A 23,833-nucleotide genomic window follows, 5' to 3' on the forward strand; every position below is an offset into this window, starting at 1 on the left:
CGCGCGCAATGACAATCAAGCTTTGCACCGGCCCCAATCCCCCAAAAACATCGGTCGGATAGTACCTCGAAGGCTCGGCAGCGCGCAACCAAAGGCCGATTGAGGCCTCTCGAAGCGATCGACTGGCGCTGCAGCGAGGGAGAGATGGTCCGAAAAGGCCCCCTCCTCGTCACGACGCTGTCTTGCTTTCGGCCAAAGCGGCGGGTCGAGTCACGTTTGAAAATTCAAAGAGAACATCGGCGTCGGCGGCGGGCCAAGGGTTTGGGGATCAGCAATGCAGTCCACACAGAACGTGCAACAGATTGATCAGAGCGAGATCGGCCTCGCCCCTGAGAAGCCCGAGAAGGCAGGCTACGATCAACTGTACCGGCGGGTCCTGCGCGAGGTGCTGACCCGGATCGATACGCGGCTTGCGGCGATCGAGAAACCCGGCATGGCGGCGGATGCCGCGGCGGCAGCGAGCACGAGCGGGGCGGCAAACGCCGGGGCCAGCCGCTGGGCGCGGGTGAAGGCCCCCCTCGGCAGGCTGCGCGGGCGCAACGCCGTGGGTCTCGCGCTGCTGGTCGTGCTGGTCGGCGGCTCGGTCGCCTGGTCGCAGCGCGACGTCGGCACGTCACTGATGGACCGCTGGATGCCGGGCGCCAGCGAAGCGACGCAGGACGAGGCGACGGCTCAGCAGGGCAGCGAGGATGCCATGATGTCGAATGCCTCGCTGAGGGGAGCGGAAGACACCACCGGCTCCCGCGAGCCCGCGACATTGATGCAGAGGATGGCGCGCGACATCGCCGATCTGCAGCAGGGCATCGAACAGATCAAGTCCACACAGGATCAGGCCAGCCGCGATCACACCCGCGCCATCGAGCAGCTACAGGCCGGCCAGGATCAGCTGATGCGACTGGTGTCACGAATGTCAAACCAGGCGGTGCAGGCACGCGGCACGGTCCCCCCAGGCCCGCCCCAGCAGATCATCGTCACGCCGCAGCAGCGGACCACGACGGGAATGGCCCGGCCGCAGCCGGCGCAGCCGCAGGGTTCGACGTTCGGGACACTCTTTACCCGCAACACCTCGGGCATTCAGCCGCCGATGCCGCGTTGATGGTGTGATCGGCAGCGGCCATCGGTAGCGGCCTTTCCGCTGCCGATGCGCCCATTTGCCGACCGGTCCTTACGAGCAGGTGTGAACGCGCCCGTCGTAGCCGCGATAGGTGCCCTTCTCCGCATCGTAGGTGCGGAAGCTCTTGCAACTGACACCACCCCTCTTCGCTTCCCGCTTCGCTTCGCTCTCGGGCTTGCTGCGGGCGCGGAGCTTGCGCTTGGCCGGCTTGGCGTCGTCCTCGGTGTGATGAGCATGCGCGTTCGCTTTGCCGTGCCGTTCGGGTTTGGCCGACGGGGCTGCGGTATCCTGCTTCACGGCCGCCGTCTGCGGTACCGCCGCTGAAGGCGCCGCGGCCGGCGGCTCGGATGTCTTGGGCTCGGCCGGCGCTACCGCAGGCTTCGCCTCGGCCTTCCCTTCGAGCTTCTCCGGTACGGGCGCGTCCTTGGCGACGGCGGCGGGCTGAACGGCCGGAGCGGGCTCTGCCGGTTTCGACTCGGTCACGGCCGGCTTCTGGCCGACGTCGGTGGCGGAGTTCGGTTCGACCTTGGTCTCGGATTTGGCCTCGGCCGGCTTGCTCTCGGCCGCAACATCCGTCGCGGTTTTTTCGGTCGATACTTTGTCCGCCGGCTGCGGGCTGGCGCTGTCAGTGGACTGAACGGGCTTGGTGTCCACAGCGGCCGGCTCGGCGGGCTTCTCGGCCGTCTTCTCAGGCTCGGCCGCAGCCGCCGGCTTGCCGGCGGCGTCCGAGGGCTGCTCTGCGGGCTTGTCGGCCGTCGGCGCGGCAGACTGCTCCGTGGCGGGCTTGGCCGCATCGTTCGCGGCTCCCTGGGCCCAGGCGCTGGAGCCAGCGATCACTCCGAGGACGCACAACAGAACGCCCGCGCGGACGGCTGGCGGACAGACAACGGAAACTTGCATGCTGGAAAACTCGCTTGAGGGGCCGGCAGATTGCCGGTTTAAGTCATCTGCAGCCAGCTTTCGCCACGAAAACTGCGTGCGCGCAAAAGAGTCGCACAAGGTGTGCTTTCCGCATCATGGATTTGCAATCGCGGCGTGAAGTCCGGCGCGCCGACACTCAATGCGTCGGGTGCCGAGGGCACATTGGCCGCCTGAATGGCGTGGACTGGGTCCGGCTGGACCCCCGGGTGACGTCGCGGCGCTTCACGCGCTCACGGCGTTGCGGCTGATCACGTGATGGTAGTACGACGCGCTGAGCTTGGGCGTGCGCACCTGGGTGTCGAAGTCGACGTAATAGATGCCGAAACGCTGCTTGTAGCCGAACACCCACTCGAAATTGTCCAGCAGGCTCCACAGGAAGTAGCCCTTCACGGGCACGCCCTCGGACGTTGCGCGTTGGAGCTGGGCGAGATAATTGCGCAGATACATCACGCGGTCGAGGTCGTGGACCTTGCCGTCGGCGGTCAGCTTGTCGTCCGATGAGGTGCCGTTCTCGGTGATGTAGATGGTCTGGAGATTCCAGATCTTGGCGGCGAGCTTCGGCACCCAATAGGCCGTCTCCGGACCGACCTGCAGCCAGGGGGAGCTCATATGCGGGAACGAGGACGGCATCGGCAGCACGTCGAAGCCGGCCGCGCGGTCCGACGCGACGACATAGGCTTGCGGCGCGTAGATGTTGAGGCCGACGAAATCGACCGGCGCTGAAATGATCTTCAGTTCGTCGGCGGTGAATTTCGGCGCATCCTTGCCGGACCACGCCAGGAAACCGTCCGTGTAGCGCCCCTCGAGGATGACGTTGAGGAAGCCCGCATTCAATTCGCGCGTCGCGATCTCGGCGGCGCGGATGTTCTCCGGCGTGTCGATCGCCGGCAGGCAGGCCGTGATGTTCTCGGCCATGCCGACGCGCATGCCGGTTTGCCCGCCGGCGCGGATGGCCTGGACGGCGAGACCGTGCGCCAGAGCCACGTGATGGCGCGCCTGGTTGACCTGCTGCTGCGGCAGCTTCAGCCCGGGCGCGTCGACGCCGAGGCCATAGCCGAACGGGATGAAGCGGCCGCATTCGTTGATCGTGAAGATGGTCTTCACACGGTCGCCGAGATGCTGCGCGACGTAGCCCGCATAATGCGCAAAGGCCCTGGCCGTGTCGGCCGACAGCCAGCCGCCGACCCGGTCCTGCAGCGCCTGCGGCAGATCCCAATGATACAGCGTTGCGTACGGCGTGATGCCGTTGGCCAGGAGCTCGTCGACGAGGCGGTTGTAGAAGTCGAGGCCCTTCAGATTGGGCGTCAGCCCGCCGTCGGGAAACAGCCGGGGCCAGGCGATCGAGAACCGATAGGCCCGGCAGCCGAGCTCCTTGATCAGCCGCACGTCGCCCTTGTAGCGGTTGTAGTGATCACAGGCGACGTCGCCGGTGCTGCCGTCCTCGATGTTGCCCTGCAGATGCGTGAACACATCCCAGATCGACGGTCCGCGGCCATCGGCCGTGGCCCCGCCCTCGATCTGATACGACGACGTCGCCGTCCCCCACACGAAATCGGCGGGAAACCGCCGCCCGGTATCCTCCTTCACCGCGCTCTCCTCCGCCTGCGCCGGGCCATTGGCCGCCCCAAGGGCCGCCAGCCCGGCCAGCTTTGCAAGATCACGGCGGGAGACGTCGTTCGGCATTGATGAACCTCAAACCTCTGTCGCTTTCGCGCCCGATCGGGACAACGTAGGCCCTACGAACCATATCTGGGCCCCGATTTGAACAGCCCGGGATGGCGGCAATGGAGCGACCCCGATCACATCTGCGTCCCGCGCCGTCGCGTCAACGGCCGAGGACGCAACGCTCGGCATTCTGACCGCCGCACGGCTGCGGCGGCCGTTGAACACGGCGGCACGCACCGAGGGAGCCACCTCGGCTCGACAGCGGTGCCCGATTACGCCTATGGTTGAGTCATGACGGATCACGATCACCATCACGACCATCCGCACGATCACTCGGACCTGTCCGAGACCGATCTGCGCGTTCGCGCGCTCGAAAGCATCCTGACCGAGAAGGGGTATATCGATCCTGCTGCGCTCGACGTGCTCATCGAGACCTATGAGAGCAAGGTCGGTCCCCGCAACGGCGCCCAGGTCGTGGCGCGGGCCTGGACCGATCCCGCCTATCGGGCGCGCCTTCTTGCCGAGGCCACGCCGGCGATCGGTGAGCTCGGCTATGCCGGCCGCCAGGGCGAGCACATCGTGGCGGTCGAGAACACGCCGGATCTGCACAACATGGTCGTGTGCACGCTGTGCTCCTGCTACCCGTGGCCCGTGCTCGGCCTGCCGCCGGTCTGGTACAAATCGGCGCCCTATCGCGCCAAGGCGGTGAAGGATCCGCGCGGCGTCCTGAAGGATTTCGGCTTCGAGCTGCCGCCGACGACGAAGATCCGGGTGTGGGATTCGACCGCCGAGGTCCGCTATTTCGTGTTGCCGATGCGTCCCGCGGGGACCGACGGCTGGAGCGCGGAGCAGCTCGCCGAACTCGTCACGCGCGACAGCATGATCGGCACCGGGCTGCCGAAGCAACCGCATGAGGTCGGTAGCTGATGGATGGCGCGCATGACATGGGCGGCGTCGCCGGCTTCGGTCCGGTCCGCCCCGAGCCGAACGAGCCGGTGTTTCACGCCGAATGGGAGCGTCGTGCGTTCGCCATGACGCTGGCAATGGCGACGCCCGGCGGCTGGAACATCGACATGTCGCGCTTCGCGCGCGAGAACCGTCCGCCGGACGATTACCTCGGCATGAGCTACTACCAGATCTGGCTCGCGGGCATCGAACGGCTGATGCAGGAGCGGCATCTGGTCGACGCCGATGAGATCGCCGCCGGCGAGGCGCTGCATCCGGCCAGGCCCGTCGCCAGGATCCTCACTGCAGATGCCGTCGCGGCGACCCTGCGTCGCGGCGGTCCGACCGAACGCACGGAAACCAAGCCGGCGCGGTTCGCCGTCGGCGACCGCGTGCGCGCCAAGGACATCCATCCGGCGACGCATACGCGGCTGCCGCGCTATGTGCGCGGCCATCTCGGCCGCATCGAGGCGATCCGGGGCGTGCACGTGTTTCCCGACAGCAACGCCCATGGCGGCGGCGAAGACCCGCAATGGCTCTACACGGTGTCGTTCAGCGGCGCCGAGCTGTGGGCCGACGCGCCCGATCCGCTGCTGGAGGTGACGGTCGACGCCTTCGAGCCCTATCTGGAGCCAGCCCGATGACACCGGACCGTGAGGCGGCGGTCGCGGCGACGCGCGCCCTGCCCGGCATTCCCGTCGATGACAGTGGGCCCGTGTTTCGCGAGCCGTGGGAAGCGCACGCCTTCGCGATGGCCGTCACGCTGCACGCCCGCGGCCTCTTCACCTGGCCCGAATGGGCGGCTGCGCTCGCCGAGGAGATTTCGCGCGCGCAAGCGTCTGGTGATCCCGATTGCGGCGATACCTATTACCGGCACTGGCTGGCGACGCTCGAGCGGCTCGTCGCCGAGAAGGGCGTCACCTCCGCGGACGCGCTGACGCGTTACCGCGATGCCTGGGATCACGCTGCCGATCGCACCCCGCATGGCAGGCCGATCGAGCTCAAGCCCGAGGATTTCGTCGGTTGAGCCCTTCGTGCGCGTCGTAAGAATGCTTAATGCCCGGTGAGCGGGCGATCCTGCTTTTGGTGGGCCGGTCTTAACGGCCGGCTATTCATGCCGCGAACAGCCGTATTCGTTCGAAATTGAACATTCATCAGTGCGTCCGTAGCGTCCCGCATCTTCTTTGCTGAAGTTGAGGGGGACGTCGAAATGCCCGCGCCAGAGTTCGCCACCATCGTCGACACGCTCGCCGGCGTGCGCCAGGACTATCACGAGAAGCTCAAATCGATTCCGCAATACGAGGCCTTCCTGCTGATCGAAAGCTCGACCGAGAAGGCCGCGGGCGCCCTGCACGGCACCGAGGCGTCGGGCTCCTCCATCGCCACCGACGTGATCGACTCGCTGCAATATGCGCGCAACCGGTTCGAGCAGCACATGGCCTCGATCCCGGAATATCGCGTGCTGGTGGCGATCGACCGCGTGATCAAGGAGATCTCGCAGCATCTCGGCCTCGCGCCGGCTGATGAGGCGCCTGCCGCAGAGAGCCCCGCCGCGGCCGCCGAGCAGCCCGCCGAAGCTGCTGAGGCAATGGCGAGCGCCGAAACCGACGCCTCCGCCGAAGAGGCCACGCCCGTCGAGCCGGCCCAGCCCGAAATGGCCGAAGACGAAACGGCTTCAGCCGAGGACGAGCCGGTCGAAGCCGGGGCCCCGACCCTGCGTGTCGTCGATACTCCGGCGAAGTCGCCATCGATCGTGCCCGCCGATCAGGATGATGCCGCGGAGGACGACGACATCGTGGTGCTGAACGCACCCGCCTGGGAGAAGAGCGGCAAGGACGCCAAGGACGAGATCACTGCGCGTCTCGTTGCGCAGGCGGCCTCCGCTGCCGCCAACCAGGCCGATGACGGCCACGACGTCGCCGATGCCGATCTCGTCATCGTCAGCCAGCGCGAGCCGTCGGACACCGAAGCCGCCTGAGCGCTCGTCTGTCGCGGAACTCTCCGCGGGGCTCGAGGGCCCCGCTTCCGATTCAGGATGGCCCGCCCGCCGCGATGTACTCGCGCCATCCCTTGGCGCGCAGCTCGCAGGCGGGACACTGCCCGCAGCCATGGCCCCAATCGTGCCGCGCCCCGCGCTCGCCGAGATAGCAGGTGTGCGACTGGTCGCGGATCAGGTCGACGAGGCCGGTGCCGCCGAGATCGTGCGCCAGCTGCCAGGTCGCGGCCTTCGACAGCCACATCAGCGGCGTGTGCAGCTCGAACGCGCGCGCCATGCCCAGGCTCAGCGCGTTCTGCAGCGCCTTGATGGTTTCGTCGCGGCAGTCCGGATAGCCCGAATAGTCCGTCTCGCACATGCCGCCGACGATGTGGCGGATGCCGCGGCGATAGGCGAGCGCCGCCGCGAAGGTCAGGAACACCAGGTTGCGGCCCGGCACGAAGGTGTTGGGCAGGCCGTCGGCGCCCATCTCGATCGCGACGTCGCGCGTCAGCGCCGTCTCCGAGATCGCAGCCAGCGTCGGAATGTCCAGCGTGTGGCTGTCGCCGAGCTTGGCCGCCCAGTCGGGACGCAGGCGCGCGATGCCCTCGACCAGCCGGTCGCGACAGGCGAGCTCGATCGCATGGCGCTGGCCGTAGGCGAATCCGATCGTCTCAACGCGCGCGAAGCGGTCGAGCGCCCAGGCCAGGCACGTCGTGGAATCCTGCCCGCCCGAGAACAGCACCAGGGCCGTCGTGTCCTGCTCATTCATGGCTCCCGCTTAGCATCATCGACGGGTCGGGCCAACCTGCGGAGCGATCCCGCGTCATGGCCTTTTTGCTGGGAGCCGCGCGCCGCTTGGGGCATACAGGACAGGATCGAACGATGCTGTCAGGACCTGCCCATGATCCCTTCCCGCGACATCTCCCGCCTGATCGAGATCATGGCGGCGCTGCGCACGCCGGTCACCGGCTGTCCGTGGGACGTCGAGCAGACCTTCCAGACGATCGCGCCCTACACCATCGAGGAAGCCTATGAGGTGGCCGACGCGATCACGCGCGACGACATCGACGATCTGCGCGAGGAGCTCGGCGATCTCCTGCTGCAGGTGGTCTATCACGCCCGCATCGCCGAGGAGCAAGGCGCGTTCGCGTTCGGCGACGTCGTCGAGGGCATCACGAAGAAGATGATCCGCCGCCATCCGCATGTGTTCCCGGACAAGGACGGCAACGTCACCCAGCCCACCAAGGGCACCTGGGACCGCATCAAGGCCGAGGAGAAGGCCGAGCGCGCCGCGCGCCGCCCGCCCGAGGAGCGGACGAGCAAGTCCTCGCTGCTGGCAGGGATCAAGGCCGGACAGCCGGCGCTGGTGCGCGCGATGGAGCTGCAGCGCAAGGCCGCGACCGTCGGCTTCGACTGGAACGATCCGCGTGCCGTGTTGCAGAAGATCCGCGAGGAGGCCGACGAGATCGAGGCCGCCCTCGACAACAGAGATGCGACCGAGCTGACCGAAGAGACCGGCGATCTCCTGTTCGCGCTGGTCAATCTCGCCCGCCATGCCGATGTCGATCCGGAGACCGCGTTGCGCGGCACCAACGCCAAGTTCGAGCGCCGCTTCGCGCACATCGAACAGGCGCTGACGGCCAAGGGCCGCAGCCTCGAAGAAGCCTCGCTCGACGAGATGGACGAATTGTGGAACGAGGCGAAGCGACTGGAGAAGGAGCGTCCCCCGTCTCCGAAGCCGTGATCAGCCGCCCTTGCGCGACAGCACGGCCTTCGCGATCTCGACGAAGCGCTGCGCGGCGGGCGACAATCCGAAATCGGCGCGGCTCAAGAGCGAGACGTGCCGATGGATCGTCGGCTGCGACAGGGGGATGGCAACGAGCGTCGGAAATTGTGCCTTCGGCAGCATGTGCGCGGGCAGGATGCTCAGGCCTGCGCCCTCCGCCGTGAGCGCCAGCGCGGTGGTGATCAGCGACACCTCCCAGGCCGGCTTCAGCGCCCGCCCCGTCTGCGCCAGCGCCTCGTCGATCTGACTGCGGATCCGCGTGCCGTGACGCATCGTGATCAGCTCGGAGCTCATGATGCCGTCCCACGTCAGGCGGCGGTGCTTCTCGAACCGGCCGTCCTTGATGCCGATGGCCGACAGCGGACTCTGCATCAGTGTGTCGATCCGGACCTCCGGCACGCCCTCGTCCTCGACGCTGCCGAGGCCGAACTCCGCCTGCCCGGCCATCACGATCGCGAGCAGCTCGTCAGGCGCGACATCACGCAGGTCGATCCTCACCTCGGGATGGCGCGACCGGAAGGTCGCGAACACGCGTGGCAGCAGCGCCGACGCCACGCCCGCTGAGACCGCGATGGAAATCCGGCCGGCCTTGATCTCGGCAAGGTCGCGCATCCGCTGCGACAGCCCCTGCGCTCCCGCCAGGATGCGCTCGGCGGCGGTGATCGCCTCGCGGCAGGCCGCCGTCGGATGCAGCGCCCGCGTCGTGCGCTCGAACAGCTTGAGCTGAAAGTTCTCCTCGATCTGCCGGATCAAGAGGCTGATCGCCGACTGCGTGACGCGCAGCTCGGCGGCCGCCCTGGTGATGCTGCCGAGCCGATACACCAAGACCAGGGCCTCCAGTTGCCGCAGGGTCGGGGGCATTAGCTTTCCTCATGAATGAATGAGAATTTTGTGGCTAATCGAAAGAGTTTGATCATGCAACATATTTGCAAACAGCCGGAGCGGCGAAGCGGCCCGGCAACAACAAGCACATGGGGAGGGACATTTGACGCAGGCGATCAATCTCACGCGCTACGTCGACGAGCGGCCGCTGTCGGGATTCCAGATCCGGGTGATCTGCCTGTGCGCGCTGGTCGTCGGGCTCGACGGCTTCGATGCCCAGGCGCTCGGCTTCGTCGCCCCTGCCCTCAGCAAGGATTTGCATCTGGCGCCGGGCGCGTTGGGGCCCGTGTTCGGTGCGTCCCTGTTCGGCGTGATGATCGGCTCGCTGGTGTTCGGCGCGCTGGCCGACTATCTCGGACGCAAATGGCTGGTGGTGGCCGGCGTTCTCGTATTCGCGCTCGGCTCGCTGGCGACGACGCAGGCCACCAGCATATCCGACCTCGTCGTCCTCCGCTTCGCGACCGGAATCGGGCTCGGCGGCGTCCTGCCCAACACCATCGCGCTGACCGGCGAATATTCCCCGCAGCGTCGCCGAACCTTGCTGATCATGCTGATGTTCATGACCGTGTCGCTGGGGTCGGCGATCGGCGGAGCGGTCGCGGCCAAGCTCATCACCGCCTATGGCTGGCAGATCATCTTTCTCATTGGCGGCGCTCTGCCGCTCATCCTCTGTCCGGTCCTGATCGTCTGGCTGCCGGAATCGCTCTCGCTGATGGCGCTCGATCCGCGCAGGAGCGAACGCGTGCGCACGTTGCTGGCGCGCATCGATCCCACGGCCCAGCTTCCGGCCGATGCGCGGTTCACCATCGTCGAGGAGAGCGGCAAGGGCTTCCTGCTGCCGCAGTTGTTCACCAAGCGGCGCCTGCTCCCGACCCTGCTGCTGTGGGTGATGTTCTTCATGAACATGATGGACATCTATTTCCTCAACAGCTGGCTGCCGACGCTGACGCATGGTGTCGGCCTCGACGTCCAGGCGGCGATCGCGGTCGGCGTCGCCTTTCAGCTCGGCGGCATGCTCGGCACCGTCGGGCTCGGCCTGCTGATCGAACGGTTCGGCTTCGATCGCGTCCTGTTCGTGACCTACGTCGCCGGCTTCCTCTCGATCGTCACCATCGGCATCGCCGGCGCCTCGTTGCCGATCCTGGTGCCCGCGGTCTTCATCGCCGGCGTCGCCGTGATCGGCGGACAGATCGGCTGCAACGCCTACGCGGCGCGGATCTATCCGACCTACATCCGTGGCACCGGCATCGGCTGGGCGCTCGGCATCGGCCGCTTCGGCTCGATCCTAGGCGTCACGCTCGGCGGGCTGATGCTCGCGGCGAAATGGGACGTGTCCTCGCTGTTTCAGGCGAGCGCGGTGCCGCAGCTGTTCTCGGCACTGGTGATCCTCGGCCTTGCCGTCCTTGGCATGCGCGGCAGTCTTCCGAGCGCCGGCGACGCGCAGCGGGACACGCTTTCGACAGCCGAGCGTGCCTAGGTTCAAATTAAAAAGAGAACTGACATGAAGACGATTCAAACCCAGGTGCTCATCGTGGGTGCCGGCCCGGTCGGGCTGACCGCCGCCATGGACCTTGCCTCGCGCGGCATCGACGTCGTCGTCGCCGAGATCAGGCGCGCCGGAGAGCCGCCCAACGTGAAGTGCAACCACGTTTCCGCGCGGTCCATGGAGGTGTTCCGCCGCCTTGGTATCGTCCAACACGTGCGCGAAGGCGGCCTGCCGGCCGACTTTCCCAACGACTGCGCCTATCGCACCGCGGTCGTCGGCCGCGAGCTGACCCGCATTCCGATTCCGTCCCGCCAGGATCGCTATACGGCGACCGGTGGACCCGACACCGATTGGCCGACGCCCGAGCCGCCCCATCGCATCAACCAGATCTATCTCGAGCCCATCCTGTTCGCTTGCGCCGAGGCGCAACGCGGCATCACGATTCTCAACCGCGTCGAGGTCGATCGGTTCGACCAGGATGAAGACGGCGTGATCGCGCGGGCGCGCGATCTCGACACCGGCCAGGACATCACAATTTCGGCCGATTATCTGATCGGCTGCGATGGCGGCCGCTCCGCGGTGCGCAAGCTGATCGGCGCACGGCTCGGCGGCACCGATGTCGTACAGCGGGTGCAGTCGACCTACATCCGTGCCCCCGCGCTGAAGGACCTGATCACCCAGAAGCCGGCCTGGATGACGATGTCGCTCAACCCGCGGCGCTGCGGCACTACCGTCTCCATCGACGGCCGCGACAACTGGCTGATCCACAACCACCTCGCGGCCGAGGAAGTCGAATTCGACAGTGTCGATCGCGACTGGGCGCTGCGCACCATTCTCGGCGTCGACGACCGTTTCCAGTATGAGATCATCAGCAAGGAGGACTGGATCGGACGCCGCCTGGTGGCGGACCGCTTCCGCGATCGCCGCACCTTCATCTGTGGCGATGCCGCGCATCTGTGGATTCCCTATGCCGGCTACGGCATGAATGCGGGGATCGCCGATGCGGTCGACCTGTGTTGGATGCTCGCCGGCGTGCTGCACGGCTGGGCTGCCCCCGCCCTGCTGGACGCCTATGAGGCGGAGCGTCAGCCGATTACCGAGCAGGTGTCGCACTTCGCGATGAACCATGCGCTCGCCGTGATGAGCCAGCGGCGCGCCGTGCCTGCCGAGGTCGAAATGGAGGGCCCCGTCGGCGACGCGGCGCGTAGCAAGGTCGGCAAGGCCGCCTACGATCTCAACGTGCAGCAATATTGCTGCGCCGGCTTGAACTTCGGCTACTACTATGACCGGTCACCGGCCATTTCGTACGATGGCGAGACGCCGCCGCCCTACGGCATGGGCCATTTCACTGCGTCCACGGTGCCGGGCGCACGCGCCCCTCATGTGTGGCTCGCCGATGGCCGATCGCTGCTGGATGCGCTCGGCCCGGCCTACACGCTGGTCCGGTTCGATCCGGCCGTCGATGTCACGGCGCTCGTCGAGGCCGCAGCTCGGCATGGCGTTCCCCTAACTGTGGTCGACGTCGACCGGGCCGCGGCCGGCTATGGCTTTGCCGAAAGCCTGCTGCTGGTGCGGCCGGATTCCCACATCGCCTGGCGTGGCATGGCCGCACCGAAAGAGCCCGACAACCTCTTGGGCCGCCTGCGCGGCCTCACAACCCAGCCTGAGGCCGTGCGCCGTGACAATGCCGTCGTCGCCTGATCCGCGCCACCGCGCCATGACCCGCCACACCACCGCGCACTACTTCCTCGAGGCGCTCGTCGAGATGGGCGTCGACTACATCTTTGCCAATCTCGGCACCGATCATGTCTCGCTGATCGAGGAACTTGCGCGCTGGGACAGCGAAGGCCGACGGCACCCAGAGGTGATCCTGTGCCCCCACGAGGTGGTCGCGGTGCACATGGCGATGGGCTATGCGAGTGCGACCGGCCGCGGACAGGCCGTGTTCGTCCACGTCGATGCCGGCACGGCGAACGCGTGCATGGCCATTCAGAATGCCTTTCGCTACCGGCTTCCGGTGCTGCTGTTCGCGGGGCGGGCTCCGTTCGCGCTGCATGGCGAGCTGCCGGGAGGACGTGACACCTACGTCCACTTCGTGCAGGAGAGTTTCGATCAGGGCAGCGTCATCAGGCCCTATGTCAAATGGGAATACACGCTGCCGTCGGGCGTCGTCGTCAAGGAGGCGGTGGCCCGCGCCGCCGCATTCATGCATAGTGATCCGCCCGGCCCGGTCTACATGATGCTGCCGCGGGAAACCCTGGCCGAGACCTGGGACGAGCAGGCGATGCCGGCCTACCCGGCCGCGCGCTATGGCAGCGTCAAAGCGGGAGGCATCGAGCCGGAACGGGCGCAGGCGATCGCGGACGCGCTGATGAAGGCGGACAATCCGATCGCGCTGACCGCCTATCTCGGCCGCAGCGCCGAGGCGGTTTCCGTCATGGAGCGGCTGGCGCTGGTGTGCGGCATCCGCGTCGCCGAGTTCAATCCCGTCACGATGAACATCTGCCAGGACTCCCCCTGCTTTGCGGGCGCCGACCCCGCCGCGCTCATCGCAGGCGCCGACCTCGGACTGCTCATCGACATCGACGTGCCCTTCATTCCACAGATGCTGAAGGCGGCCGATCGGCTGCGCTGGATCCAGATCGACATCGACGCCCTGAAGGCGGACATCCCGATGTGGGGATTTGCCACCGACCTTCGCATTCAGGGCGATTCGGCCGTCATTCTCCGCCAGGTCCTGGAGATCGTCGTCGCCCGTGCCGACGATGCGTATCTGAGAAAAGTGCGCGATCGGATCGCGAGCTGGCAGCCGGCCCGCGAGGCGGCACAGGCGAAACGCACCGCCGCGGCGGGCCAGAAGGGCCGGACCGGCGCGATCAACCCGGCCTATCTGTTCGCGCGGCTGCAGGCGCATCTGTCGGAGGACGACATCGTCGTCAACGAGGCGGTCCGCAATGCGCCGCTCCTGCAGCAGCAGCTTCGCCGCACCAGGCCGATGACCTATGTGGGCCTCGCTGGCGGCGGCCTCGGCTTCAGCGGCGGCATGGCGCTCGGGCTCAAGCTCGCCGATCCCTCGACGCGCGTGGTGCAGATCGTCGGCGACGGCTCCTACCATTTCGCCGCACCGGATTCCGTCTACGCCGTAGCGCAGCAATACCAGCTCCCGATCCTGACCGTGATCCTCGACAACAACGGATGGCAGGCGGTGAAGGCGTCGGTTCAGCGCGTCTATCCCGATGGCACGGCCCAGCGGACGGACTCGTTTCTGTCCCGGCTCTGCACCGGCCGTCAGGACGAGCAGCGCCGTCTCGCCGACATCGCCAGCGCATTTGGGGCCCATGGCGAGCGGGTCGACGATCCCGATGCCCTCGATGCGGCGATCGAGCGCTGCGTCGCAGCCGTCGATGGCGGTCGCGCCGCGGTGCTGCATGTGGACATCACGCCGCTTTAGTTCGATCGGGCGCGACCAAACGGCGCGGTCTGCCCCGGCGCGGCGATCAGTTCTCTTTGCCTACATCGAGCTCGTCCCTGCTGACGGGGCCACTCTGCAAGTGGTCCTTGCCTGAAGATGTCGACAGCTATGGAACGACACGGAGAAGGCCAGTTGAACATGAGGTATGAAATGAATCATGCCGAGCTTCGGGACAGACCCGGTAAATCTTCCAATCTGGCGAGGGACGCTTCCAGATCGGCGATCGCGCTCCCATATCGCGCGCCTGCCACGCTCCGTGCCCTAACTAGGTGCGCCCGTGCTTCCTCCAGACGCTTTACATGCAAGCAGGCCCGCACACGTGCAGCATGTATCGGAAACTTATGCCCTCCATAGCGATTGGCGCGTTCGAAAAACCGCATTGCGAGATCCAGATCAGATCTACAACGAGCAGTTAAGGTACCTAGCATCGTCCAGAACTCCGCTTCATCAACACCGAAGAGCACGTCGTGGCCGAATGCGTCTTGCCCAAAAAAACGCCGTCGCGCATCAGTCAAGATGTTTGCGAGTTGATTTGGAGCTTCGAGGTCAGTCTCAAACTTAGATAACAGGTTAACATCGAACCACTCTTCATCCACGATGGACCTGCAAGCAATCCAGGCCTTGAAATTGTGGGCATGGTCGAAGCCCTGACGCAATGACTCCGAAAGAAACGAGAGCGCGTCATTCACAATGGTCAATCCCCTGCTTCGATCTTGCGAATATGCAGCAGTCGACGCCTCGCCTATGATGTACGCCACTCGGCTCAACGCAGGACGAAATCCGAAATCGATACCCTTCCAAAATGCGTCTATCGACTTGGTATATTGAAATGTCTGCCGATAGAAGATTGGACGATATTTTGCAGACGCGCCGTATTCTAGAAGTTCGGGGCCCTCCAAACTCTGGCCTATAGCGGCTATCCGTTCATCATACTCCGCAACCGACCTCAGCGGGAGCAATCTTGCCTTCGAGTATTCCACGAGCAAAGACTGCAGCAACGCCGACGAGGATCTGACGAGAGACAGGCTACGTTTCGCGCAGCGTTCAGCTTCGCTGAACGAACTCTCTTGGTGTGATTGAAGTCGCTGCAAGCGGCCTCGCCACCTGACGACGGCTGACTTCACTATTAAGATATAGGCCAAGGCGTCCTGATCTTCAGCTGAAGCACTAACTGAATCGAGCTTGTCGTTCAGAGCCTTTGCCAATGTGAGCTTCTTTTGCGTATCGAATACGCTGTACTCATCCCTTAAGAAAAGCAGCATAAGCGAAACCGCGACGGGCACCTTTCGCGCGTCTGCTATCTTTCTCAGCAGAGCGGTGCTCGCCTGCAGACCCTTCTCCCATCGAGACGAAGAATAGTCGTTCTCCAACGACGTCGTCTTGAGTTCAAGTCGCGCCAACTCCACCCATTGCACGGCAGTTTCGACCAACGGGTTGAGCGCAATATCGCCTAGAACACGCTCTGCCTCCCGGAGAAGACTGCGCCCCTCTTTTGGTCCGCTCAGGGTCGCCTCATTCATCAGGTCATAGATTCGACCGACCCTGACATCTTGCGCCAACTCGTGGTGGTCGAACCTGAATGGACTGCTCTGAAACAAGTCATCTACGAATCTAGCGACGTGACGAGCTTTGTTCATGACCATCTGGAAGAGGATCGCCGGCGGGTATTCGCTCGGTTTTTCCTGATCGATCAGGTGATGGTGCTTTCGGCAAAGCAGCATCAAGTTGTTTTCAGAATCGAGATCGACGTGCGGAAACGATGCTTTGAATTCGGATCGACTGCCATCATTCACCGGCAGGATGTGGCAGAGTTCGCCGATCATCTCGATGTGCCCATTGGACCATCTTGCAGCGATTTCCCCACAAGCACCGTACTCACAGTGACCAATCGATCTCATAAAGATCGAGGTTCGGACACTCTGTCGGATTTTTTCTCTTGAGGCCATACGCGCAACCCGCATGTCGCTCGACAAAATAATCTCATTTGAACGAAAGGCACTTCTGAACGGCGTGGCCGTCGGCCGCTATTGATACAAATCAATATTATGATTGACACGTTTTAGTTGTAAGTTTTTTGTCTGTAAAGTCATCCGCGTCTGTGAGCCGAGATGGCTGTTAGAGCCGTTGAATCGGCTGCATCTGCTTGATTTTGCTGCGCGATGAAGCTGATGGTGGCCCACTAAGCGGCCGCCGGAGACGCTCAAAGAATATAGCGAACAAGCGCTCAAATCAGTTGATTTGGATGGTTGCGCACTCGATCGAGTGGCAATCGATAGTGGTTGGATACCTTTACTATTCTACGCAACCCGGGGCACGCCGTGATAGCGCTCCACCACGATGTCGCGCTTGGTGGCGTCGACGCGCACGGTCATGTCGTAATGGCCCTCGTGCAGCTCCTTGGCCAGCACCTCGGCATTGCGGTGCAGCCAGGAGATGCCGGCGCCGTCGGCGGCGTCGATGGTGAGGTCCAACGTGGTGCGCGCCGCGGCGAGCCGGTCCTCGATGGTCTGCAGCAGCGCGTCGACGCCCTCCCCGGTTTCGGCCGAGACCAGCAGGCAAGGCCGCTCCGGCGGACGCCGCGCGGCGATGTTGGCGAGGTTCTCGCGCGCAGCCGCGTCGAGCCGATCGATCTTGTTCCAGACCTCGATGATGGTGTCGGTGGCTTCGGGATCGATGCCGAGCTGGCTCAGCACCAGTTCGACATCGTGCTGCTGCGCCTCGGCATCCTCGTGCGACATGTCGCGGACGTGCAGGATCACGTCGGCCTCCAGCACCTCCTCGAGCGTGGCGCGGAAGGCGGCGACGAGCTGCGTCGGCAGGTTGGAGATGAAGCCCACGGTGTCCGACAGCATTGCCTTGCCGCCATGCGGCAGCGTGATCGCGCGCAAGGTCGGATCGAGCGTCGCGAACAGCATGTCGGCGGCCTGGACGTCGGCGCGCGTCAGGCGATTGAACAGCGTCGACTTGCCGGCATTGGTGTAGCCGACCAGCGCCACGACGCGATACGGCACACGCTGGCGTCCGGCGCGATGCAGCCGCCGCGTCGCCTGGACCTTCTTCAGCTCGTTCTCGAGCCGCGTGATGCGGTCGCCGATCAACCGGCGGTCGGCCTCGATCTGGGTCTCGCCGGGACCGCCCATGAAGCCGAAGCCGCCGCGCTGGCGTTCGAGATGGGTCCAGGACCGCACCAGACGGCTGCGCTGATAGTTGAGATGCGCGAGCTCGACCTGCAGCGCGCCCTCCTTCGTCTTGGCGCGGCGGCCGAAGATCTCGAGGATCAGGCCGGTGCGATCGAGCACCTTGGTGTTCCAGGCCTTCTCCAGGTTGCGCTGCTGGATCGGCGAGAGCGCGCAATCCATCACCACCAGCTCGACGCCATGGCCGGCGATCACGCCGGCAATCTCTTCGACCTTGCCCTTGCCGAGATAGGTCGCGGGGCGGATCTGCCCGATCGGCGCGAGAATGGCCTCGGCCACGGTCAGCTCGATGGCCCGCGCGAGGCCGGCGGCCTCGTCGATCCGCGCCTCGAAATCACGCATGTCGGATTGGCCTGCTTGCGCGCCATCGTCGCCGCGGCGCGCTCGCAAGTAGGGGCCGACCACGATGACGAGCCCGGTCCCCTTGTTGTCATCCGGCCTCGACAGGCCGATGGTCCCTTCGCGATCGCGGGGTTCCAATCAGGTCACTCTCACGTCAGGTCAGACTTACGCAGACGCGTCCTCGCCACCCTCGAACAGCTGGATCGGCGCTCCCGGCATGATGGTGGAGATCGCATGCTTGTAGACGAGCTGCGAGTGACCGTCGCGCCGGAGCAGCAGGCAGAAATTGTCGAACCATGTGACAATCCCCTGCAGTTTCACGCCATTGACCAGGAAGATCGTGAGCGGCGTCTTGGTTTTGCGGACATGGTTGAGAAAGGTGTCTTGTAGGTTTTGTGCGCGGTCGGCCGCCATTGTTGTTATCTCGCAGTCTTGTGCTTTTTCTTATTGAACCTTCGATGACCCGATCGCAGGCCCCGGATTCATCGAGGTGACCCATGGTCCGTTGAGATCCCCCTCGAGGGACCACGGGATGCCGGATTAGAAGACAGGCGAGCATATTAGGCAAGCCGCTTGCAGGGAAGCCGGTTCCAAAAGACCCGGATTCATCCGTAAAATTCCGGAACTGGCCGAATTTTCCAATGTAAATTCGTCCAGTCGGCAAGTTTGGCCGAGCCGAAGGCCTCAGCCGACGCCGAGCGCCTTCAGCTTGCGATGCAGGGCAGACCGCTCCATGCCCACGAACTCGGCGGTGCGCGAGATATTGCCGGAAAAGCGGCTGATCTGGGCGATCAGATAGTCCCGCTCGAACACCTCGCGTGCCTCGCGCAACGGCAGTCCCATGATGTGCTCGCCATTGTTGCTGGTCGGCATCGCCGGCACCATCGATCCCACATCCGGCGGCAGCATGTCCGCGGTGATGATCACCTCCGGTCCACCGGCGGCCAGAATCATCACGCGCTCGACGTTGTTGCGGAGCTGGCGGACGTTGCCGGGCCACACATGCGACTGCAGCACGGCCATGGCGTCCTGCCCGATCTGCCGCTTCGGCAGGCCGGTCGTGACCGAGATCTGGTCCATGAAATAGTCGATCAGCTCGGGAATGTCCTCGCGGCGCTCCGACAGCGGCGGAACCCGGATCGGCACCACCGACAGACGGTGATACAGATCCTCGCGGAAACGGCCGGCGGCAATCTCCTCCTCGAGATTCCGAGCGGTCGAGGAGATGATGCGCACGTCGACGTGCACCTTGGTGGTGCCGCCGGCGCGCTGGAACGTCTGGTCGACCAGCACGCGCAGGATCTTGTTCTGCGTTTCGCGTGGCATGTCGGCGATCTCGTCGACGAACAGCGTGCCGCCGTGGGCCTCTTCGAGCGCGCCGGTCTTGCGCGCCTGCTCGCCATTGGACTGCTCGATGCCGAACAGCTCCTCCTCCATCCGCTCCGGCGTGATCGCGGCGGCGTTGATGACGACGAACGGGCCTTCGGAGCGCGGCGACTGCGCGTGCAGCGACCGCGCGGCGAGCTCCTTGCCCGAGCCGGGAGGGCCGACGATCAGGATCCGGCTGTTGGCCTTGGCGGCGCGCTCGATGGTCTGGCGCAGCTGGTTCATCGATGGCGAGCGACCGGTCATGGTGCTCGCGGTCGGCGCCAGCTGCTTCAGCTCGCGCACCTCGCGCTTGAGCCGCGAATTCTCCAACGCACGCGTCGCGACCAGAATCAGGCGGTCGGACTTGAACGGCTTCTCGATGAAGTCATAGGCGCCGCGCTTGATCGCGGCGACCGCCGTTTCGATGTTGCCGTGGCCGGAGATCATCACCACCGGCAGGTCGGGATGGTCCTTCTTGATCTGCTCGAGCAGCTGCAGACCGTCCAACTTGGAGCCTTGCAGCCAGATGTCCAGGAACACCAGGTTGGGACGGCGGCTCGTGATCTCCGCGAGCGCCGAATCGCTGTCGCGCGCGGTTCGCGTCGTGAAGCCTTCGTCGTCCAGGATGCCGGCGACCAGCTCCCGGATATCGGCTTCATCGTCGACAATCAGAATATCACTCGCCATGGGTCACGCCTGTCTCGTCAGCTGCCGGTTGCGGCTTGGATTTTTGGTTCATCATTGGTCGTTTGAACCGTGTCGGCGGTTTCGCCGCCGGCCTCGGTCTTCTGCGCATTGTCAGACGCCGCCGCCTGCTCCTTCGCGCCCGTCTTGGCGGCCTGGCCGGAGACGGCAAAGCGCAGCCGCATCCAGGCGCCACGCTGGCCGGGACGAAAATCGGATGCGTCCTTCAGCTCGAGCTTGCCGCCATGGTCTTCCAGCACGCGGCCGACGATCGCGAGCCCGAGGCCGGTGCCCTTGGCGCGCGTCGTGACGTAGGGCTCGAGCAGCCGCTGCCGCGCCACCTTCGGCAGGCCGATGCCGTTGTCGATGACGTCGATCAGCACGTCCTCACCCTCGCGCGAGGCGACGACATCGATTCGGCCCTTGCCGAGCTCCGCCTCGGGCACCACCTCGATCGCCTCGGTGGCGTTCTTGATGATGTTGGTCAGCGCCTGCGAGATCAGGCGGCGATCGAACTGCGCGCGCAAGGGGTCCTGCTTGATCTCGGTCTCGATGTCGATCTCGGGATGCGCGACCTTCATCAGGAACACGGCCTGCCGCACGGTGTCGGCGACGTCCTCGCCTTCCATCACCGGCTTCGGCATCCGCGCGAACCGCGAGAACTCGTCGACCATTCGCCTGATGTCGTCGACCTGCCGCACGATCGTCTCGGTACATTGCTCAAATACCGCCTTGTCCTCGGTGATGACCTTGCCGAATTTGCGGCGGATGCGTTCAGCCGAGAGTTGAATCGGCGTCAGCGGATTCTTGATCTCGTGTGCGATGCGGCGCGCGACGTCGCCCCACGCCGAGGTGCGCTGCGCCGACACCAGCTCGGTAATGTCGTCGAGCGTGATGATGTAGCTGTCGCGCGCCTGGTTGGTCTGCTCGGCGGTGACGCGCACCGACAGATTGCGCTCATGGCCGTCGCGCTGGATCGTGATCTGGCCCTGCACCAGCCGCTGCTTGCCCTCGCGCGCGGTCTTCATCATGTCGTCGAGCTCGGGCAGCACGTCGGAGAGCGGATGATCGAGCACCTCCTGCTCGGCATGTCCAATCAGCTTCTCGGCCGAGCGGTTGAGGATGCCGACGCTGCCCGAGGCATCGACGCCGATGATGCCGGCGGAGGCCGACGACAGCACCGCCTCGATGAAGCGGCGCCGGCTGTCGATCAAATCGCTGGCGCTGACCAGCTCGTCGCGCTGCGTGCGCAGCTCCTGCGTCATCTTGTTGAAGGTCTGGCCGAGCTGGGCGAGATCGCCCTCCGAGCGATGCACCGGGACCTGGACGTTGAGATCACCGGTCGACACGGTGTTGGCGGCATTCATCAGTTGCCGGATCGGCGCCACCAGCCAGTTGGCGAAGTTCAGCCCGATCAGCACCGAGGCCATCAGGATGGTCAGCGCGATCACCGCGAACATCAGCGCGAAGGCGATCTGGATGCCGAAGCGCCGCGCCTCGACCTGGGCATATTCGGCGACCGACAGCTCGGTCTGCTTGAGCTGCTCGACGACCTGCGGATCGAGCGGACGCGCGACGTAGAGGAAGGTGTCGTTGAACGCGCGCAGCCGGATCACCGCAGCGACGTAGTTCGACTCCGGCAGCACCGCGATCTCGGGTTCCTCCTCCCGGACATTGTTCAGGAAGTCGGGTGCCGGCGGCGAATAGGCCAGTTGCACCCCGCCGGACTCGGCCCAGACGATCGGATTGGTGTTCTTGTCGATGATCATCGCGCCCGGCAGATTGCGCGAGGCGGCGCTGGTGGTCAGCAGATCGCGGAAGCTGGCGCGATCCTGATCGAACAGCGGCCGCGCACGGGCGATGTCATTGGCCATGCCGATGATGTCGCCGCGGATGAACTGCGCGTGCTCCTGCATGTAGGCGCGCGCGATGGTCAGCGAGTTCTGGATCGCGACCTTGGCCGGTCCGGAGAACAGCCGGTCGAGGCCGCGATCGATGGTGACGTTGGCGGCCACCGCGACCAGCACCGCCGGCAGGACCGCGATCACCGAGAACAGGCTGACGATCTGGACGTGCAGCCGTGCCGCCGCCCGGCCGCGGCGGCGGGCCTGCACCACCTGCCAGACCTCGCGGATGATGATCCCGACCAGGACCAGGATCGTTCCGGCATCGATCAAGTAGAAGGTCTTGACGACGTCCGTCGTCGGCTCGACCGGGGTCAGCCCGACCAGCACAATGAAGGTGAGGAAGGCCGACAGCAGCGCCAGCGCAACCGCGACCGGCGCGAGCCAGGTGCGCCAGGTCCAGCGCCGGCCGTCGGCGGACGAGGAATCGAAGGGGGTGGCCGAGGTCTCTGCGCTGGTCATTCCGGCAAGGTGGTGGGTGATGCTGAACGCGGCACGTCCGGGAATCGGACTGATGCATTCCTACCACGCTGTTGCCAAATTGCGACAAATCCGCGGCGCGGAAGCGCGACGCGGATTTGTCTACAATAATTCTCACCTGAGGCGGGCTTGAGCCAGCCGCGAAGGTATCAAATCACCGTCACCCGCCGCTGCGGTACACTTGGATGTCGAGGTCGCGAATCTTCTTCCGCAGCGTGTTGCGGTTGAGACCGAGCAGATCGGCGGCGCGGATCTGGTTGCCGCGCGTCGCTGCGAGCGCTGCCGTCAGCAGCGGAATCTCGATCTCCTTGAGAATGCGGTGATAGAGGCCCGGCGGCGGCACGCCGTTCGGAAAGCCCTGGAAGTGCGAGGACAGATAGGCCTCCACGGCACCACCCAGATTGTCGATCGAGGTCGGCGCGTTGGAGCCGGTGGTCACCGCGGGCGGGGCCAGCTCGCCGTCGATGACCGAGGCGGTGATGACGTCCTGCGGATACAGCGCCGCCAGGCGCCGCGCGAGGTTCTCCAGCTCGCGGACGTTGCCCGGCCAGCGGTGCTGCTTGAGCCGCTCCAACGCGGCGGCATCGAGCTTCTTCGGCGGCAGCCCGTCCTTCTCAGCCAGCGCGAAGAAGTGCCGGACCAGATCCGGCAGGTCCTCAATGCGCTCGCGCAATGGCGGCAGCCGCAGCGGCACGACGTTGAGGCGGAAGAACAGGTCTTCCCGGAACAGCCCCTGCTGGATCAGGATGCGCAGATCCTTGTTGGAGGCCGCGACGATGCGCACGTCGGTCTTGATCGGGGTGCGGCCGCCGACGGTGGTGTACTCGCCCTGCTGCAGCACGCGCAAAAGCCGCGTCTGGGCCTCCATCGGCATGTCGCCGATTTCGTCGAGGAACAAGGTGCCGCCCTCGGCCTGCTCGAAGCGGCCGGAGGCGCGGGTGTTGGCGCCGGTGAAGGCGCCGCGCTCATGGCCGAACAACTCGGACTCGATGAGGTCGCGCGGGATCGCCGCCATGTTGACCGCCACGAACGGGCCGTTGCGGCGCTTGCCGTAGTCGTGCAGCGCGCGCGCCACCAGCTCCTTGCCGGTGCCGCTCTCGCCAGAGATCATCACGGTCAGATCGGTCTGCATCAGCCGCGCCAGCACGCGGTAGATGTCCTGCATTGCCGGCGAGCGGCCGACCAGCGGGATCGATTCGAACTCGCCATCGTCGGGCTGGCTCGCCGCCCGCTCCTTCGGCTCGGCCAGGGCGCGGCCGACGATCGCGATCAGCTCCTTCAGGTCGAACGGCTTCGGCAGATACTCATAGGCGCCGCGCTCCGAGGCCTTGATCGCGGTCATGAAGGTGTTCTGCGCGCTCATCACGATGACCGGCAGGTTCGGCCGCATCTTCTTGATGCGCGGCAGCAGGTCGAACGCGTTCTCATCGGGCATCACCACGTCGGTGATGACGAGATCGCCCTCGCCCTGGCTCACCCAGCGCCACAAGGTGGCGGCATTGCCGGTCAGCCGCACCTCATAGCCGGCGCGTGACAGCGCCTGGTTCAGGACCGTGCGGATGGCCGTATCGTCATCGGCAACGAGAATGCTACCTGCAGGCATAGGTGG

At 65.3% G+C, this 23,833-nt stretch carries 19 protein-coding genes; 9 read left to right on the forward strand and 10 right to left on the reverse strand.

Features of this window, described 5'->3' with window-relative positions:
- Positions 1-274: 274 nt before the first annotated feature.
- A complete protein-coding gene (locus tag ACQR1H_RS12815) occupies positions 275-1,096 on the forward strand; it encodes a hypothetical protein (RefSeq protein WP_434881536.1) in 822 nt (273 codons plus the stop codon).
- A gap of 69 nt (positions 1,097-1,165) precedes the next feature.
- On the opposite strand, the gene ACQR1H_RS12820 is transcribed toward ACQR1H_RS12815, so the two are convergent.
- Complete coding sequence (locus ACQR1H_RS12820; protein ID WP_434907624.1) at positions 1,166-2,014, reverse strand: hypothetical protein; 849 nt, start codon at positions 2,012-2,014, stop codon at positions 1,166-1,168.
- Positions 2,015-2,257: 243 nt separating this feature from the next.
- On the reverse strand, positions 2,258-3,718 hold the full coding sequence (locus tag ACQR1H_RS12825; protein WP_434907625.1) for a GH1 family beta-glucosidase: 1,461 nt from the start codon (positions 3,716-3,718) through the stop codon (positions 2,258-2,260).
- A 273-nt stretch (positions 3,719-3,991) separates the two neighbouring features.
- Between ACQR1H_RS12825 and nthA the strand changes: the two genes are divergently transcribed.
- The 4 genes from nthA (at position 3,992) to ACQR1H_RS12845 (ending at position 6,623) form a co-directional block, all read left to right on the forward strand.
- Positions 3,992-4,627 (forward strand): nitrile hydratase subunit alpha, encoded by a 636-nt coding sequence (gene nthA, locus ACQR1H_RS12830; RefSeq protein WP_315799958.1) that lies wholly within the window; start codon positions 3,992-3,994, stop codon positions 4,625-4,627.
- Entirely contained in the window at positions 4,627-5,289 is a 663-nt protein-coding gene (nthB, locus tag ACQR1H_RS12835; RefSeq protein WP_434907626.1) for a nitrile hydratase subunit beta, read from the forward strand. The genes nthA and nthB overlap by 1 nt, the downstream gene beginning before the upstream one ends.
- Positions 5,286-5,672, forward strand: a complete 387-nt coding sequence (locus tag ACQR1H_RS12840) for a nitrile hydratase accessory protein (protein ID WP_315799956.1) — start codon at positions 5,286-5,288, stop codon at positions 5,670-5,672. Before nthB ends, ACQR1H_RS12840 begins: the two co-directional genes overlap by 4 nt.
- A 183-nt stretch (positions 5,673-5,855) precedes the next feature.
- Positions 5,856-6,623: a hypothetical protein gene (locus ACQR1H_RS12845; RefSeq protein ID WP_316215824.1), complete on the forward strand. Its 768-nt coding sequence runs from the start codon at positions 5,856-5,858 to the stop codon at positions 6,621-6,623.
- Positions 6,624-6,675: 52 nt separating this feature from the next.
- Here the strand turns inward: ACQR1H_RS12845 and queC are convergent, their stop codons facing one another.
- A complete protein-coding gene (queC, locus tag ACQR1H_RS12850) occupies positions 6,676-7,392 on the reverse strand; it encodes a 7-cyano-7-deazaguanine synthase QueC (RefSeq protein ID WP_434886125.1) in 717 nt (238 codons plus the stop codon).
- 132 nt (positions 7,393-7,524) lie between these two features.
- Here queC and mazG point away from each other — a divergent pair, with 132 nt between their 5' ends.
- On the forward strand, positions 7,525-8,367 hold the full coding sequence (mazG, locus tag ACQR1H_RS12855) for a nucleoside triphosphate pyrophosphohydrolase (RefSeq protein WP_316178717.1): 843 nt from the start codon (positions 7,525-7,527) through the stop codon (positions 8,365-8,367).
- Here mazG and ACQR1H_RS12860 read toward each other — a convergent pair whose 3' ends face one another.
- Positions 8,368-9,270 (reverse strand): LysR family transcriptional regulator, encoded by a 903-nt coding sequence (locus tag ACQR1H_RS12860; protein ID WP_315799952.1) that lies wholly within the window; start codon positions 9,268-9,270, stop codon positions 8,368-8,370. It lies immediately after the preceding gene.
- A 124-nt stretch (positions 9,271-9,394) separates the two neighbouring features.
- On the opposite strand from ACQR1H_RS12860, the gene ACQR1H_RS12865 reads away from it, so the two are divergent.
- From ACQR1H_RS12865 to ACQR1H_RS12875, 3 genes are read left to right on the forward strand one after another with little or no spacing between them, the layout of a single operon-like run.
- Positions 9,395-10,768 carry an MFS transporter gene (locus ACQR1H_RS12865; protein WP_434848635.1) on the forward strand — a complete coding sequence of 458 codons (1,374 nt, stop codon included), beginning with the start codon at positions 9,395-9,397 and terminating at the stop codon, positions 10,766-10,768.
- Positions 10,769-10,792: 24 nt separating this feature from the next.
- Positions 10,793-12,478: an FAD-dependent oxidoreductase gene (locus ACQR1H_RS12870; RefSeq protein WP_434848636.1), complete on the forward strand. Its 1,686-nt coding sequence runs from the start codon at positions 10,793-10,795 to the stop codon at positions 12,476-12,478.
- A gap of 16 nt (positions 12,479-12,494) precedes the next feature.
- The gene (locus ACQR1H_RS12875) at positions 12,495-14,228 is read left to right on the forward strand and encodes a thiamine pyrophosphate-requiring protein (protein WP_434907698.1); all 1,734 of its coding nucleotides are present in this window, start codon (positions 12,495-12,497) and stop codon (positions 14,226-14,228) included.
- 176 nt (positions 14,229-14,404) lie between these two features.
- On the opposite strand, the gene ACQR1H_RS12880 is transcribed toward ACQR1H_RS12875, so the two are convergent.
- From ACQR1H_RS12880 to ntrC, 6 genes are all read right to left on the reverse strand, one after another.
- Positions 14,405-16,072: an HNH endonuclease signature motif containing protein gene (locus tag ACQR1H_RS12880; RefSeq protein ID WP_316178708.1), complete on the reverse strand. Its 1,668-nt coding sequence runs from the start codon at positions 16,070-16,072 to the stop codon at positions 14,405-14,407.
- 474 nt (positions 16,073-16,546) lie between these two features.
- Positions 16,547-17,926, reverse strand: coding sequence for a GTPase HflX (hflX, locus tag ACQR1H_RS12885; RefSeq protein ID WP_315799947.1), 1,380 nt, complete (start codon positions 17,924-17,926; stop codon positions 16,547-16,549).
- Positions 17,927-17,953: 27 nt separating this feature from the next.
- Positions 17,954-18,202 (reverse strand): RNA chaperone Hfq, encoded by a 249-nt coding sequence (gene hfq / locus ACQR1H_RS12890; RefSeq protein WP_006613906.1) that lies wholly within the window; start codon positions 18,200-18,202, stop codon positions 17,954-17,956.
- A 270-nt stretch (positions 18,203-18,472) separates the two neighbouring features.
- Entirely contained in the window at positions 18,473-19,843 is a 1,371-nt protein-coding gene (locus tag ACQR1H_RS12895) for a sigma-54-dependent transcriptional regulator (RefSeq protein ID WP_315799946.1), read from the reverse strand.
- Between the two features lie 17 nt (positions 19,844-19,860).
- Positions 19,861-22,206, reverse strand: a complete 2,346-nt coding sequence (locus tag ACQR1H_RS12900) for a sensor histidine kinase NtrY-like (RefSeq protein WP_315799945.1) — start codon at positions 22,204-22,206, stop codon at positions 19,861-19,863.
- Positions 22,207-22,384: 178 nt separating this feature from the next.
- Positions 22,385-23,827 (reverse strand): nitrogen regulation protein NR(I), encoded by a 1,443-nt coding sequence (ntrC, locus tag ACQR1H_RS12905; RefSeq protein ID WP_315799944.1) that lies wholly within the window; start codon positions 23,825-23,827, stop codon positions 22,385-22,387.
- Positions 23,828-23,833 lie beyond the last annotated feature (6 nt).

Source organism: Bradyrhizobium sp. HKCCYLRH2015 (assembly GCF_051168215.1).
Taxonomy (GTDB): domain Bacteria; phylum Pseudomonadota; class Alphaproteobacteria; order Rhizobiales; family Xanthobacteraceae; genus Bradyrhizobium.

Bases quoted from the DNA above. Each gene is read 5' to 3' on its own strand.
- ACQR1H_RS12815 (WP_434881536.1), top strand. From the start codon at position 275: ATGCAGTCCACACAGAACGTGCAACAGATTGATCAGAGCGAGATCGGC.
- ACQR1H_RS12820 (WP_434907624.1), bottom strand. From the start codon at position 2,014: ATGCAAGTTTCCGTTGTCTGTCCGCCAGCCGTCCGCGCGGGCGTTCTG.
- ACQR1H_RS12825 (WP_434907625.1), bottom strand. From the start codon at position 3,718: ATGCCGAACGACGTCTCCCGCCGTGATCTTGCAAAGCTGGCCGGGCTG.
- nthA (WP_315799958.1), top strand. From the start codon at position 3,992: ATGACGGATCACGATCACCATCACGACCATCCGCACGATCACTCGGAC.
- nthB (WP_434907626.1), top strand. From the start codon at position 4,627: ATGGATGGCGCGCATGACATGGGCGGCGTCGCCGGCTTCGGTCCGGTC.
- ACQR1H_RS12840 (WP_315799956.1), top strand. From the start codon at position 5,286: ATGACACCGGACCGTGAGGCGGCGGTCGCGGCGACGCGCGCCCTGCCC.
- ACQR1H_RS12845 (WP_316215824.1), top strand. From the start codon at position 5,856: ATGCCCGCGCCAGAGTTCGCCACCATCGTCGACACGCTCGCCGGCGTG.
- queC (WP_434886125.1), bottom strand. From the start codon at position 7,392: ATGAATGAGCAGGACACGACGGCCCTGGTGCTGTTCTCGGGCGGGCAG.
- mazG (WP_316178717.1), top strand. From the start codon at position 7,525: ATGATCCCTTCCCGCGACATCTCCCGCCTGATCGAGATCATGGCGGCG.
- ACQR1H_RS12860 (WP_315799952.1), bottom strand. From the start codon at position 9,270: ATGCCCCCGACCCTGCGGCAACTGGAGGCCCTGGTCTTGGTGTATCGG.
- ACQR1H_RS12870 (WP_434848636.1), top strand. From the start codon at position 10,793: ATGAAGACGATTCAAACCCAGGTGCTCATCGTGGGTGCCGGCCCGGTC.
- ACQR1H_RS12875 (WP_434907698.1), top strand. From the start codon at position 12,495: ATGACCCGCCACACCACCGCGCACTACTTCCTCGAGGCGCTCGTCGAG.
- ACQR1H_RS12880 (WP_316178708.1), bottom strand. From the start codon at position 16,072: ATGATCGGCGAACTCTGCCACATCCTGCCGGTGAATGATGGCAGTCGA.
- hfq (WP_006613906.1), bottom strand. From the start codon at position 18,202: ATGGCGGCCGACCGCGCACAAAACCTACAAGACACCTTTCTCAACCAT.
- ACQR1H_RS12895 (WP_315799946.1), bottom strand. From the start codon at position 19,843: ATGGCGAGTGATATTCTGATTGTCGACGATGAAGCCGATATCCGGGAG.
- ACQR1H_RS12900 (WP_315799945.1), bottom strand. From the start codon at position 22,206: ATGACCAGCGCAGAGACCTCGGCCACCCCCTTCGATTCCTCGTCCGCC.
- ntrC (WP_315799944.1), bottom strand. From the start codon at position 23,827: ATGCCTGCAGGTAGCATTCTCGTTGCCGATGACGATACGGCCATCCGC.